This window comes from Streptomyces scabiei 87.22, assembly GCF_000091305.1.
Lineage (GTDB): Bacteria > Actinomycetota > Actinomycetes > Streptomycetales > Streptomycetaceae > Streptomyces > Streptomyces scabiei.
In genome coordinates this window covers 7,985,499-7,999,007 of the sequence record NC_013929.1, presented here as the reverse complement: position 1 = coordinate 7,999,007, position 13,509 = coordinate 7,985,499, and the positions used below count along the sequence as shown (strand labels likewise).

The 13,509-nt window shown below is 73.3% G+C and carries 9 protein-coding genes; 2 read left to right on the top strand and 7 right to left on the bottom strand.

The features are described from left to right. Nucleotides 1-3: 3 nt before the first annotated feature. Both SCAB_RS34585 and SCAB_RS34580 read right to left on the bottom strand, forming a co-directional pair. Nucleotides 4-972, bottom strand: a complete 969-nt coding sequence (locus SCAB_RS34585; RefSeq protein ID WP_013004762.1) for a DNA polymerase Y family protein — start codon at nucleotides 970-972, stop codon at nucleotides 4-6. Continuing rightward, the gene (locus SCAB_RS34580) at nucleotides 969-4,478 is read right to left on the bottom strand and encodes a DNA polymerase III subunit alpha (RefSeq protein WP_041669984.1); all 3,510 of its coding nucleotides are present in this window, start codon (nucleotides 4,476-4,478) and stop codon (nucleotides 969-971) included. The genes SCAB_RS34585 and SCAB_RS34580 overlap by 4 nt, the downstream gene beginning before the upstream one ends. A gap of 186 nt (nucleotides 4,479-4,664) precedes the next feature. On the opposite strand from SCAB_RS34580, the gene SCAB_RS34575 reads away from it, so the two are divergent. After that, entirely contained in the window at nucleotides 4,665-5,747 is a 1,083-nt protein-coding gene (locus tag SCAB_RS34575; protein ID WP_013004760.1) for an ABC transporter permease, read from the top strand. Between the two features lie 53 nt (nucleotides 5,748-5,800). Here SCAB_RS34575 and SCAB_RS34570 read toward each other — a convergent pair whose 3' ends face one another. Next, nucleotides 5,801-6,880, bottom strand: a complete 1,080-nt coding sequence (locus SCAB_RS34570) for a S1 family peptidase (RefSeq protein ID WP_013004759.1) — start codon at nucleotides 6,878-6,880, stop codon at nucleotides 5,801-5,803. 393 nt (nucleotides 6,881-7,273) lie between these two features. Next, nucleotides 7,274-7,960 (bottom strand): helix-turn-helix domain-containing protein, encoded by a 687-nt coding sequence (locus SCAB_RS34565; protein ID WP_231885164.1) that lies wholly within the window; start codon nucleotides 7,958-7,960, stop codon nucleotides 7,274-7,276. Between the two features lie 63 nt (nucleotides 7,961-8,023). Here SCAB_RS34565 and SCAB_RS34560 point away from each other — a divergent pair, with 63 nt between their 5' ends. Continuing rightward, nucleotides 8,024-8,827, top strand: coding sequence for an NAD(P)H-binding protein (locus SCAB_RS34560; RefSeq protein WP_013004757.1), 804 nt, complete (start codon nucleotides 8,024-8,026; stop codon nucleotides 8,825-8,827). Nucleotides 8,828-9,130: 303 nt separating this feature from the next. Here the strand turns inward: SCAB_RS34560 and SCAB_RS34555 are convergent, their stop codons facing one another. From SCAB_RS34555 to SCAB_RS34545, 3 genes are all read right to left on the bottom strand, one after another. Further along, the gene (locus SCAB_RS34555) at nucleotides 9,131-10,033 is read right to left on the bottom strand and encodes a S1 family peptidase (protein ID WP_037724101.1); all 903 of its coding nucleotides are present in this window, start codon (nucleotides 10,031-10,033) and stop codon (nucleotides 9,131-9,133) included. 409 nt (nucleotides 10,034-10,442) lie between these two features. Next, nucleotides 10,443-11,507 carry an LLM class oxidoreductase gene (locus tag SCAB_RS34550; RefSeq protein WP_013004755.1) on the bottom strand — a complete coding sequence of 355 codons (1,065 nt, stop codon included), beginning with the start codon at nucleotides 11,505-11,507 and terminating at the stop codon, nucleotides 10,443-10,445. A gap of 54 nt (nucleotides 11,508-11,561) precedes the next feature. After that, complete coding sequence (locus SCAB_RS34545) at nucleotides 11,562-13,373, bottom strand: FAD/NAD(P)-binding protein (protein ID WP_013004754.1); 1,812 nt, start codon at nucleotides 13,371-13,373, stop codon at nucleotides 11,562-11,564. Nucleotides 13,374-13,509 lie beyond the last annotated feature (136 nt).

Below are 13,509 nucleotides of genomic sequence, written 5' to 3'. Positions count from 1 at the left end.
CGGTCACGCGGCCAGCGTGCCCGGCATCACCGCGTGGGGGCCGAACTTCGCCCGGGCCCGGTCGGCGACCTCCTCGATACGGCGGACCTTCTCGTCGACGGGGTCGAAGGCGAGCTGGTGGGAGGCCCGGTCGGCGGGGGTGAGGCCCTCGGCGCGCAGGGCGACCGCGCGGACACGGGCCCGCTGCAGGCCGAGGGCGTCGTACAGGGCGTAGGCCGTCGAGGTCAGCGCCGGGGAGTGCGCGGTCGGCTCCCTGAGCGTGCGGGTGCGGGTGGTCGAGGACCGGTCGGCGTAGCGGACGGTGAGGGTCAGGGTGCGGCAGACCTTCTCCAGGGCGCGCAGCCGGGAGCCCAGTTCCACGGCGCCGGCGAGCAGGGCGCGGCGGTGCCGGTCCGGGTTCAACTCATCGCGGGAGAAGGTCTGTTCGGTCGCGAGTGAGCTTGCGACGGCGTTCGGTACGACCCGACCCCGGTCGACTCCGTTGGCCTTCTCGTGCAGGTCGCGGCCGGTCCTCGCCCCGACCAGGCGCTGGAGCGTGGACAGGGGGGCGCGGGCGACGGCGCCGAGGGTCTCCAGGCCGTACTCGCCCAGGGTGCGGGCGGTCGCGGCGCCGACGCCGGGCAGCGCGGCCACGGGCAGTTCGGCGAGGAAGTCCACGACCAGGTCCCCGGGCACCGCGCACGGCGACCCGGGCACCGCCGCCCCCAGCGCCAGCCGCGCGGTCAGCGGCCCGGGTCCGGCGCCGATCAGACAGTCGACGCCGTACAGCGCGAGGGCGCGGACCCGGATCAGCCGGGCCAGCTCCTCGGCGTCCCGGCCGAAGTACCGTTCGGCGCCCCGCAGGTCGGCCAGTGCCCCGTCCGGCGGCAGCGCCTCCACGACCGGGGTGAAGTCCTCGACCACACCGAGGAGACCGGGCAGGGCGGCCTCGTACTTCGGCGGCAGCTGGAAACGTACGCAGAGGATGGTCATCCCGCACTCCCTGGACTCTGGTGCCACAACTTCCGTATCCGAGAAGGACCTTGTGAGGGCTCTTCGCCCGCGGGCCGCAGATCGGCCCATGGATTCATCCGGTAGCCGGTGGACATACGGATCCGCCGGCCGGGGTCACCGCGCCGGCCGCCGTCGGAGGCCGCGTACTCGGGGGCGGCACCGGTGTCCACGGGTTCCGCCAGCCGGGGTGCCACCGCGTCGAGGCCGCCCTCGCGCCGCAGCTCCACCAGTTCGGCGAGGTTCCAGGCGGCGGCGCCCACCACGCTGAGGCTGCGCGGGCCGCGCCGCTGCACCACCCCGCGCACCAGCAGCAGCCAGGAGTGGAAGACGGTGTGGGCGCAGGCGTCGTGGGAGTCGTCGAAGAAGGCGAGGTCGACCAGGCCGGTGCCGTCGTCGAGGGTGGTGAAGACGACCCGTTTGCCCGAGCGGATCGGCGGGGTCTGGGTCGCCGCCTTGGCGCCCGCGACCAGGACCGTCTCCCCGTGCCGCGTCTCGCGCAGCCGCCGCGCCGACACCACGCCCAGCTCGTCGAGGAACGCCCGGTGGTCGTCCATCAGATTGCGGGAGACGTCCATCGAGAGCACGCCCAGCTCGGCGCTGAGCCGTTCGGCGGAGGACAGGTCCGGCAGCCCGGCGGGGGCGGTCCTGCGACCGCCGGCCAGCGGCAGCTGCCCGCCGCCCGCGCCCCGGGCGCCCCGGTGCAGCTCGGTCAGGTGCAGTTGCAGATCACGCCGGTTGGCACCGAAGGCGTCCAGTGCGCCGACCTGGGCGAGCCGCTGCGCCAGCGGCCTGCTCGGCCGCGCCCGCTCCCAGAAGTCCAGCAGCGAGGCGTAGGGCTGCCCGCCCGCGATCCGCGCCGCCTCGGCCTCGCTGATGCCGTGCACGTCGGAGAGGGCGAGCCGGATCCCCCAGGTCCGTTCCTCCCCCGACCCCTTCGATTCAGACACCAGTTCGATACAGTGAGCGACCGCCGACCGGTTCACGTCCAGCGGCAGGACCGGCACCCCCCGCCGCCGCGCGTCCGCGAGCAGCAGCCGCTTCGGGTACATCCCGGGGTCGTGCGTGAGCAACCCCGCGTAGAACGCCGCCGGATGGTGCGTCTTCAGCCACGCCGACTGGTACGTCGGCACCGCGAACGCCACCGCGTGCGCCTTGCAGAAGCCGTACGACCCGAAGGCCTCGACGATCCCCCAGGTCCGCTGAATCGTCTCTGCGTCGTACCCCTTCGCGGCGGCGTGCTGCGCGAACCAGACCCGGATCCGCCCCTGCGACTCCGGGTCGGACAGCCCGCGCCGCACCCGGTCCGCCTCGTCCCGGCCGCAGCCGGTCATGAGGTGCACGATGTCGATGATCTGCTCGTGGAAGACGACCACGCCGTACGTCTCCCGCAGCGGCTCCGCCAGATCCTCGTGCGGATAGCGGACCGGCGCCCGCCCGTGCCGGGCCGCGATGAACGGCCGCACCATGTCGGCGGCGACCGGACCGGGCCGGAAGAGGGAGATGTCGACCACGAGGTCGTGGAACGTGGCCGGCTGGAGCCGCCCCACCAGATCCCGCTGCCCCGGCGACTCGATCTGGAAGCAGCCCAGCGTCTCGGTGGAGCGGATGAGTTCGTACGTCGCCGGGTCGCCCGCGCCGCGTTCGAAGTCGAGCGCGTCCAGGTCGACCCGCTCCCCCGTGGCCCGCGCCACCTCCGCCACCGCGTGCGCCATCGCCGACTGCATCCGCACGCCCAGCACGTCGAGCTTGAGCAGCCCGAGATCCTCCACGTCGTCCTTGTCGAACTGGGACATGGGCAGCCCCTCGCCGCTGGTCGGCATCACCGGCGTACGGCTCAGCAGGGACGCGTCGGACAGGAGCACCCCGCACGGGTGCATGGCGACTCCGCGCGGAAGGGCGTCGAGGGCCTCGACCAGCTCCCACAGCCGGCCGTACCTCTGCTTCTCCCCCGCCAACTGCCTCAGCTCGGGCAGTTCTTCGAGCGCCGCCCGCGCGTCGCGGGCCCGGATGTGCGGGAAGGACTTGGCGATCCGGTCGATGTCGGCGGGGTCCAGGGAGAGGGCCGCGCCCACGTCGCGGACGGCGTGGCGGACGCGGTACGTCTCCGGCATCGCGACGGTCGCGACCCGCTCGGTGCCGAAGCGGCCGATGATCGCGCGGTAGACCTCCAGGCGGCGCGCGGACTCCACGTCGATGTCGATGTCGGGCAGCGCGACCCGCCGTTTGGACAGGAACCGCTCCATCAGCAGGCCGTGCTCGACGGGGTCGGCGTGCGCGATGTCCAGGAGGTGGTTCACCAGGGAGCCCGCGCCCGAGCCGCGCGCGGCGACCCGGATGCCCATCCTTCGTACGTCGTCGACGACCTGGGCGACCGTCAGGAAGTAGGAGGCGAAGCCGTGGTGGGCGATCACGTCCAGCTCCTGGTGCATCCGCTCCCAGTAGGCGCGCCGGGCGCCGTAGCCGTGCCGCACCATCCCGGCCGCGGCCCGTGAGGCGAGCGCCCGCTGGGCGGTGCGGCGGCCGGCGCCGACGAGGCGCGGCTCGGGGAAGTGGACGGTGCCGAGACCGAGGTCGTCCTCCGGGTCCACCAGGCACTCGGCGGCCGTGGCCCGGGTCTGCTCCAGCAGCCGGTGCGCGGTGTCGCGGCGGAACCCGGCGGCCTCGACGACCCGCTCGGCGACGCCCAGCATGGCGTCCGCGCCCTTCAGCCAGGCCTCGCCGGAGTCCAGCTCGCCCCGGGGGTCGACGGGGACGAGCCGCCGGGCCGCGTCCAGGACGTCGGCGACCGGGCCCATGCCGGGGTCGGCGTACCGGACGGCGTTGCTGAGCACGGGCCGTACGCGCTGCTCGGCGGCGAAGCCGACGGTCCGGGCGGCCAGCCGCAGCGAACCGGGACCGGTGCCCTCGCGGCCGTGCCACACCGCCTCCAGCCGCAGCGCGTCGCCGTACCTCTCCCGCCAGGGCACCAGGAGCTTCGCGGCACGGTCGGGGCGCCCGGCGGCCAGCGCGCGCCCCACGTCGGAGCCGGGGCCCAGGAGCACGGTCAGCCCCTCGGCGGCCGACTCCGACCAGGGCAGCAGGGGCGGGACCTCGCTCCCGCCGCCGCCCGGGCCGCTGTCCGCATGCGCCGCCGAAACGATTCTGCACAGCTCGGCCCAGCCGGTCGCGCCCTCGCGCGCGAGAAACGTCACCCGGGGGGTCGACTCGTCGATGAAGGCGCCCCCGCGCACGGGAGCGCGCCGCCGCGCCCGGCGGACGGCGGCCTCGGGCACCTCCACCGCCAGCTCCGCCCCGAACAGCGGACGGATCCCGGCCCCGGCACACGCCTTGGCGAACCGGACGGCACCCGCGAGGGTGTCCCGGTCGGTCAGCGCGAGGGCGTCCATGCCCCGCTCGGAGGCGCGCTCGGCCAGCCGCTCCGGATGCGAGGCCCCGTGGCGCAGCGAGAACCCGGAGGCGGTGCGCAGATGCGTGAACCCCGGCACACACACCTCCCGCACTCGATCCACCACTCGACCGGCCACTCGCCCGGTCCCCGGTCAGCCACTCGGCTCGAACATCAGTTCACAGCCCCCTCGTCTCCACCATAGACCACTTTTCGAACTTCTGTACGACAACCATTCGGCCCTGTCCCACCTGCGCAAACACCGCCCGCCCCGGACCGTGGGGACATGACACAGACGGCCGGTCCCGCCCCGCGATCCTTCGTCGAGGAACTCAAGGACGGGATCACCCCGCGGGCCACCCTGCTCGTCGTCGGGGTCCTCGCCCTGCAGCTGCTCTTCATCGCCTCGTACGTGGGAGCGCTGCACAACCCGAAGCTCAGGGACGTACCGTTCGGCGTGGTCGCGCCGCGGGCCGCGGCGGCCGAGCAGGCGGTGGACCGGCTGGAGCGGCTGCCGGGCGAGCCGCTGGACCCTCGCACGGTGACCGACCGGGCGTCGGCGCGCGAACGGATCCTGGACCGGGAGATCGACGGCGCCCTGCTGATCGACCCGGCCGGCACCACCGACACCCTGCTGGTCGCCTCCGGGGGCGGCCGCTCCCTCGCCACCGCGCTGGCCACGCTCGTCACCGCGCTGGAGCGCTCCGAGGGCCGCACCCTGCGCACGGTGGACGTGGCCCCGGCCGACCTCGGGGACGCCAACGGGCTCACGTCCTTCTACCTGGTCGTGGGCTGGTGCGTGGGCGGCTACCTGTGCGCGTCGGCGCTGGCGATGAGCGCCGGGGCGCGGCCCACCAACATCCGGCGCGGCATCATCCGGCTGGCCGCCCTGGCCGTGTTCGCGATCGTCGGCGGACTCGGCGGCGCGGTCATCGCCGGGCCGGTCCTGACCGCCCTGCCGGGCAACGTGGCGGCGCTGTGGGGGCTGGGGGCGCTGGTCGTCTTCGCGGTGGGCGCGGCCACGCTGGCGCTCCAGTGCGTCTTCGGGATCGCGGGCATCGGCGTGGCCGTCCTGCTGGTGGTGATCGCGGGCAACCCGAGCGCCGGCGGCGCGCTGCCGCCGCCGCTGCTGCCACCGTTCTGGGCGGCGATCGGCCCGGCGCTGCCCCCGGGCGCGGGTGTCTGGGTGGCCCGCTCGATCGCCTACTTCGAGGGCAACGACACCACCGGCCCGCTTCTGGTGCTCTCCGCCTGGGCAACGGCGGGGGCCGCCATCACCGTGGTGATGGCGGCCCTGAAGAAGAGGCCGGTGGATCCGCCGGCCTCCGGTCGACCGGACGACCGACCGGCCGACCGGCTGACGGGCTGACGGGCTGACGGGCTGACCTGACGGCCTGCCGATCGACCGACTCTGACCCGCCGTCAGCCGATCTGGGTTCCGGTCGCCGACAGCGCCTCGGTGACGGGCTGGAAGAAGGTCTCGCCGCCCGAGGTGCAGTCGCCGCTGCCGCCGGAGGTGAGGCCGACGGCCTTGTCGCCGGAGAAGAGCGAGCCGCCGCTGTCGCCGGGCTCGGCGCAGACGTCGGTCTGGACGAGGCCGTTGACGATGTCGCCGTTGCCGTAGTTCACGGTGGCGTCGAGACCGGTGACCGTGCCGCTGTGGACCTGGGTCGTCGAGCCGCTGCGGGTGACCTTCATCCCGACGGTCGCCTCGGCGGCCCCGGAGATGGCCTGCGCGGAGCCGTCGTAGAGGTTGACCTCGCTCGGGTGGGCGACGTCCGCGGTGTACTTGACCAGGCCGTAGTCGTCGCCCGGGAAGCTGGAGTCCGCGTTCTCGCCGATGACCCGCCCGCCGGCCGACCAGGTGGAGATGCCCTCGGTGCAGTGACCGGCCGTCAGGAAGAACGGCTCGCCGCCCTTGACCACGTTGAAGCCGAGGGAGCAGCGGCCGGTGCCACCGGTGATGGCGTCGCCGCCCGCCACGAAGGGCTTGTACTCGCCCTCGGTGCGCTTGAGTTCGGCCTTGGCGCCGAGGCCGTCCACGACCTCGGTGAGTCTCGCCAGTTCGGCCTTGGAGACGGTGCGGTCCGCGGTGACGACGACCTTGTTGGTGGTCGGGTCGGTGGCCCAGGCGGTGCCGGGGATGGTGGCGTCCGCCTTGAGGGTGGTCCGGGCGCTCTTCAGCTCGGCGAGGGAGTTCTCGACGACGCGGGCCTTGGCGCCGGCCGCCTCGACCGTCTCTGCGGCGGCCTCGTCGAGCACGTTCACCACGAGGAGCTTGCTCTTCGCGTCGTAGTACGTTCCCGCCGCGTCGGCGCCGAGGTCCGTGCCGAGCGTTCGGGCGAGCTTTCCGGCCGCCAGGACGGAGAGCGCTTTCGGCTCGGCGGTCGGCGTGGTCTCGCTCGCGTTCGCAGTCTGGAAGGTCACTCCCGCGGCGACCAGTGCGGCGATACCGGCACCCGTCACCACGGCACGGCGCCTGGATATGCGTCGGTGCTTCAACTCGTGTCCTCCTGTGGGGGGTTGGCCGAGAGGGGCGTGGGGGCCCGGTCCGGCCGGAATTCGTGCGGGCAGGGAGGCGGCGGACGAAAGAAAACGCCGCGTCCATGCCAACTGTGCGGCGCCCACTATTCCTAGGCGCAGAGGGGGCACACAAGGTCGACTTCCGGCCCCCCGCACCACGAGGGCGCACGCCCCCTATGTCATTACCGTCCGGTAACGCACCGTCCCGCCCCACAGAAATTCACACTGCAAACACAGGAAGCAACGACCTCCTTCGCACCGAGCGAGGTCTAGTCCTGTCTTGAAACAGCCCCTCCGAAGGCCGAACCGGACGGGACACAACGGCCCGCAGGGCCGTTGTCCTTGGCGGTCGCACGGATGGGCGCGTGGAACTCAGGCAGTGCACAAAGTCGCGGCGGGGCGCCGACCCGCGGTGAACGCGGCCGGTGGGACACCCATGAAGTGGCGGAACTCGGCCGTCATGTGGGACTGGTCGTAGTAGCCGGCCGTCGCGGCGATGTCCGCCCATCGGCCGGCATCGGCCGCGAGCACGGTGCGGACGCGGTCGATGCGTGCGAAGCGCTTGGGGGACAAGCCGGTGGCGTCGGTGAACAGGGCGTGCAGGCGGCGTTCACTGATGTGCAACCGGGCCGCGGTCGCGGTGACAGTGGCGCGGACCAGTAGACGTGCCGCCTCGTCGAGCCGCTCCGACGGCTCCGGGCGGTCGGCCAACGCTCCTTCGAGAGCGGTGACCGGGTCGGCGGCGAACTGGTCGACGTCCAGACCCGGTAGTTCGCGGAGCGGCAGGGCACCGTCGGCGAGACCGTTCAGCGAACGTCCGAGCAGGGCTTGGGCACGACCCGGCCGCATACGAACCCGCACGCACGAGTGGCCGGGCGCGGCGACGTGATAGGCGGCCCGAGTGCGGGGGCCCATGACGATCAGCTCGCGCGTGTCAGTGCGCAGGAGAAGCGTGGTGGCGTGATCGGGCACGTCGACCGCCGCCGAAGCACTCGCCGTAGCGACATCGATCCCGGCCACCCACCGCAGAAGGGCAGGCGGCACGAGGAGAGAACTCACGCGGTTCACGATAGTGCCGAAACTTCCTATCCCGAGGTGTGAGAGCGCTGTCACCGTCGGGACATGATCCTTGTTACCGGTGCCACCGGCACCATCGGTAGTCACGTCGTCCGTCTGCTCACCGAGCGGGGCCTGCCGTTCCGGGCGATGTCCCGCCGTGAGCGGGCCGGCGGGGTGCGGGCCGACTTCGACGACCCGGCGTCGCTGGCGCGCGCGGTGGCCGACGTCGACACGGTCTTCCTCGTAACCGTGCCCCCCGTACCGACCGCGGACCACGACATCGCCCTGGTCACGGCCGCGCGGGCGGCAGGCGTCCGTAAGATCGTCAAGCTGTCCGCCATCGGCAGCGGCGAGCGGTTCGACGGGGCGACCGTCGGCGCGTGGCACCTCGCCGCGGAGGAGGCGATCGAGGCCGGTGGGCTCGTGTGGACGATGCTTCGCCCGCCGAGCTTCGCCTCGAACTTCTTGTGGTACCGGGCGCTGATCCGGGCCGGAGAGCCGATCCCGAACCTGGCCGGCGACTCCCGGCAGGCCATCGTCGACCCGAGGGACGTGGCCGCGGTCGCCGTCGCCGCCATGACCAGCGATGCGCACGACGGTCGGCGGTACGACCTGACCGGTCCGGAGCTGCTGACGTTCGCAGACCAAGCGGCGATCCTGGAGGGCGTGCTGGAACGGCCAGTCAAGATCACCGACACGACTGCGCTCGACCAGTTGCCGGCCGGGATGAGCACGGGCATCGGCTGGGCGCGCGCCGGCGGTGCGGCCTACGTCACCGACCACGTGCCGCAGGTGCTCGGCCGACCGGCGGGCACGTTCGAGCGGTGGGCACGCGACCATCGGGAGGCATTCGCGGCAATGCCGTGACCCACCGCCGCCGCCGGCCGCCAGGCTCTCTTGGCTCAAGGGACAGAGCCGTTGGGGCAGGGGCGCAGCCCCGCCCTTTCAGGGGCGCGGGGAACCGCGCGAGAAGCCCCACCGCCCCGCGGCCGCCCACCCGTCCGCACGCGTGCCGCACGCATCCCGAAGGTGACTCCGCCCCCGAACGAGGACGAGCCCCCGCACACATGGTGTGCGGGGGCTCGCCCGTGATGGCCGGCTGCCGCCGGGTGGGGGGGCCGGCGCCGGGGGGAAGAGCGCCGGTTCCGTTCGGCCTGGATCCCGTTCGGCCTAGTAGACGCTGACCCCGTACGCGCTCAGGGCCTCGGTGACCGGCTGGAAGAAGGTCGTGCCACCGGAGGTGCAGTTGCCACTGCCGCCGGAGGTCAGACCGTACGCCACGCCGTTGCTGCCGTAGAGCGGACCGCCGGAGTCGCCGGGCTCGGCGCAGACCGTGGTCTGGATCATGCCGTAGACGATGTCGCCGCCACCGTAGTTCACGGTCGCGTTGAGGGCGGTCACCCGTCCGGTACGGGTACCGGTGGTGGAGCCGGTGCGGATGACATTGGTGCCCACGCTCGGGGTGGCCGCGCTGGTGATGTCGACGCTGCCCGCGGTGCCGTCCTTGACGATGGACGTGTTGCTGTAGCGCACGAGACCGTAGTCGTTGGTCGGGAAGCTCGACCCGGCGGTCGACCCGAGGACCGTGGTGCGGCCGGAGTTGGAGTACCAGGTGCCCGCACCGTCGGTGCAGTGACCGGCCGTCACGAAGTAGTAGGTGCTCCCGCTGCGGACGTTGAAGCCGAGGGAGCAGCGCCAGCTACTCGCATAGATGGCGTCGCCGCCCTTGATCAACTTGTTGAACTTGCCAGGTGTCCGCTTGATCGTCAGGGCGCCGGCGTTCTCGCCCGCCGCCTCCTTGATCTTCGCCAGCTCGCCCTGGGAGACGGTGCTGTCGATGGTGACGACGACCTTGTCCGTGGCCGGGTCGATCGCCCAGGCGGTACCCGGGATGTCAGCCTTGAGCACCGATGAGCCGGCACTCTTCAGCTCGGACGCGCTGAACGTCTGGGTGCCTGCCGCACTGGCGGTGGGGACCGTGACGGCGGCCGCGGCGACGAGTCCGGTGGCCACGGCGATCAGCCGGGTGCGTCTCGTTATGCCGCTGCGGGGGATGGTGCGCTTGATCCTCACTGTTCGTTCCCTCCAAAGGGAAGTCGGGGGCCCGCGTGGGGTCGGGGCCCGTGAGGCGCAGATCAGGGCGACGGTCCGGATTCCGGACACGCCGTGTCCCTGACAAGGCGCTGGGGGGAAGTATTCGGCCGTACCGCCGACCCACGCAAGGGTGCCTTTCGGCCTCTCGGAAGCCCAACCGGCGCGCCCTCCACTCCAGTTGACCCCGTCAGGCCATATGTGCGGGTTATGTGCAGATCCTCATCGGCTCCCGGCGGGGCCGGATGACGGGTCGTCGGAGCAGGCCGCAGGGCCCGGGAGCGTCGAGCACCACTATCGTCGGCCGCGGCGCTGGACACCCTCCGGGGCGCCCGGTCGGAGTACGCGGGTCCACCGCGCGGGGGTGTCCGGAAGTCATCCGTTGGGCCGTTCAGCCCTTCGCCGCCCCCGTCACCCTCGCCGCCCCGCCTCCGGCCGCTCTCCCCCTGACGCCGTACGGGTCGGCGGGCCGGGCGAGGCCCAGGTGCTCGCGGAGCGTGCTGCCCGGGTAGAAGGTCCGGAACAGGCCACGGTGCTGAAGGAGCGCCACCGTCCCGTTGACGAGCCGTTCCAGGTCCCGGCGCGGCTCGACGGGGACGAGGTGGAAGCCGTCGACGGCCCCGGCCCGGTGCCAGGCGGCGACCAGCTCGGCGAGGTCGACCGGTCCGCCCCGGTACAGCGGGCCGTCGGCGGTCTGGCGCGGTCCTCCCCCGCCGTGGCCCGGCTCGGCCGCGTGCTCGCCGCCACCGAGATCCACTCCGAGACTCGCCAGAACCCGCAGTTCACCGGGGTCCCGCCCGAACCGGACCGCCGTGTCCCGCAGTTCCACCCGTACGGCGTCGGCGCGGGCCGGATCGGCGACCCGCAGCAGGGCCACGTCCGCGTGACGGGCGGCAATGTCACGGCTCTCCCCCTCGGTCGCGTCGACGACCCGTACAGGGTGGCCCTGCGGCGACCGGGGCCCGACCGAGGGCCACCGGACGGAAGCCGCAGCACCCTCAAGGCCCGCAGGACCCTCGACTCCCTCGACTCCCTGGACGCCCTCGACGGCGAGGCGGTGCGTCTGCTCCCGGCCGTCGGACCTCCCGCTCCCCTCGGGGCGGGCACCGGCACCGGGCCGGCCCTCCCTTGGACCGGACGCCTCGGTCCACCATCCGGCCCGCCCCCGGCTGACCCAGTCGAGCGTCGCCACCGCGTCCGGTGCCCGCGACGGCTCGGTGTACGCCGTCGCGACGGCCGGCACCAGTCCGATCCGGCCCGTCTCCGGCGCCACCCGCGCCAGCACCGCGGACGCGTCCGGCCCCGCCCGCCCGGCCACGTCCTTCAGCGTCACGAAATCCAGCACGCCCCGCTCCGCGAGCCGGGCGAGTTCCACGAACGCGCCCGCGTCCCGTCCCGGACGCTGATCCATGGCAGCGGCCAGGTGCAGCCGCCCCCGACCGTACGACGACCCCATACCGACCGACCCCTCTCCGTTGCTCCGCCGTCCCGCCCGACACCCCCGGCCCCCTCACGCGGCCGCGCGGTACTCCAGGTCGCGCAGGAACGCGAGGACGGCCCGGGCCGTGGCGTCGTTCTGCCGGAAGGCGGGCCCGCCCGTACGCGGGCGGGTGAAGGCCCCAGGGGTACGGCTGTTCGTGTAGGGCCCGAGCGCGAAACGCCGGGGGTGGGGGCGTCCGGCCCGGTCCAGCACACGTCCGTCCGCGGGATCGACGGCGACCAGCCCCTCCGCCGTCTCGACGATCCCCCCGTCGTCGTACAGCTCGCGCAGCAGCCCGTCGCGGACCCGCGCCACCGTCGGCTCCGGCAGCCGTGCCTCGACCAGTGCCCGCGCCTCGACCGAGGCCCCGGGCACGGTGGGGCTGGACGCCCGGAACACCCCGCCCTCGGCGGTCACGGCCATGTCCGCGCCGACGAAGTTCAGGACGCCGGCCCGCGACAGGGCGAGCAGCTGCCGCAGCCGGGGGCCCGGCGGTCCGGAGGCGAGGAAGCTGAAGAACCCGTGCCACCAGGTCCCGACGTCGCCGAGCCGGATCAACTGCCCGTAGACGGACAGCAGCCCGAAGAAGACGCCCAGGTCGGCGCTGAAGGAGTCGTCGTGGCGGCGTGCCAGGTCGGCCTCGACACGGCCGCGCAGCCCGGCCTGGAACTCCTCGTGCGAGGCGTACCGCACGCCCTGCAGGGGACGGTCCAGCGCGGCCAGGTCCAGCCGGTCGGCGGGGTCCGGTACCGCCGACGCCACCAGCACCGCCCGCTCGCCCGCGTCCGCCGCCGCGTACTTCTCCTCGAAGTCCGCCCAGGCCATGGCCGTCCGCCCGGGATGAGCCGTGAACAGCCGGTGGTAGTGCGCGAACCCCAGCTCCTTCTCCACCAGCGGCCACACATCGCTCCGGAAGTCGAACCCGGCCGCCCGCGCCAGCAGTTCGTCGGCCTCGGCCGGTCCGAAGAACCTCGGCAGGGGCGGCCGTTCCCCGTCCAGGTCGTACCCGATCTTCGAGTGGTACGGCACCCCGCGCCGCGACCCGACGTACAGCACGGGCTCCCGTCCCGAGGGGAGGTACGTCAACTCCCCCTCGCCGTCGGCCTCGTACCGTCCGCCGCGCCCCTCCGTCAGCAGCACCAGCAGGTCGACGAACGCGAGCCCGAAGCCCCGCACGAGAACCCGTTCCCCCGGGGCCAGCGGCGACAGGTCGCTGTCGGCGGTGAAGTCCGGGGGCATGTGGACCAGCCCATGAGCGCGGGCGTATTCCGCCAGTTCCCGCTGTTCGTCGTCGAGTTCGGCGTCCAGATGGCCGAGCGCGAGGATGACGAGGTCCGCGGGGAGCGGGCGCGGACGCCCTTCCAGCCACACCTGCTGACGTCCTTCGGCCGGTCCGCCCACCCGGACGGCCCGCCGCGGATGATGGTGGACCACGACCCCCTCGGGGAGGTCGGCGACGGCGTTCCGGTGCACCCAGCGCAGATACTCGCCCTGGATGCGCCGGTCGGGAAAGAGCCGCCCGTCGAGCCCCGCCCACTCGTGCAGCGTGGGCCCCTCCCGGACGGGCCCGTCCATCCGCACCGTCTCGTCGGTGAACATGGTGATGTCCTCGGCCTGCGAGTTCATCCACAGCAGCGGCGACTGGTCCGCCCGCCAGATACGCCCGGCCCCCGGGGGATGCGGGTCGACGAGGTGGATGTCGAAGCCCGAGCCGGCGTACAGCGCACCGGCGTTGGCGGCGATCCGCTCGATCAGTCCGGTGGCGCGCGGTCCGGCCCCGACGATCACCAGGGACGGGCGCGAAGAGGGCAGGGCGGAGTGGGAGGAAGAGGCAGACGGCATGCGAAAGGCTCCGTGAGTCCGAGTCGAACACGGGTGCCTTCACACGAGCGCGTCCGGTGGGCCGGACGCGGGCGACCGAGCCCCTCAGCAGCGGTCTGCGCCGAGAGTACGGCTGTCTTTCCCCTCGCTGTCAAGG

What these genes read in the sequence shown, in the direction of transcription:
- SCAB_RS34585 (WP_013004762.1), bottom strand. Translation starts at nt 972, where the DNA reads ATGACCATCCTCTGCGTACGTTTCCAGCTGCCGCCGAAGTACGAGGCC.
- SCAB_RS34575 (WP_013004760.1), top strand. Translation starts at nt 4,665, where the DNA reads ATGACACAGACGGCCGGTCCCGCCCCGCGATCCTTCGTCGAGGAACTC.
- SCAB_RS34560 (WP_013004757.1), top strand. Translation starts at nt 8,024, where the DNA reads ATGATCCTTGTTACCGGTGCCACCGGCACCATCGGTAGTCACGTCGTC.
- SCAB_RS34550 (WP_013004755.1), bottom strand. Translation starts at nt 11,507, where the DNA reads ATGGGGTCGTCGTACGGTCGGGGGCGGCTGCACCTGGCCGCTGCCATG.
- SCAB_RS34545 (WP_013004754.1), bottom strand. Translation starts at nt 13,373, where the DNA reads ATGCCGTCTGCCTCTTCCTCCCACTCCGCCCTGCCCTCTTCGCGCCCG.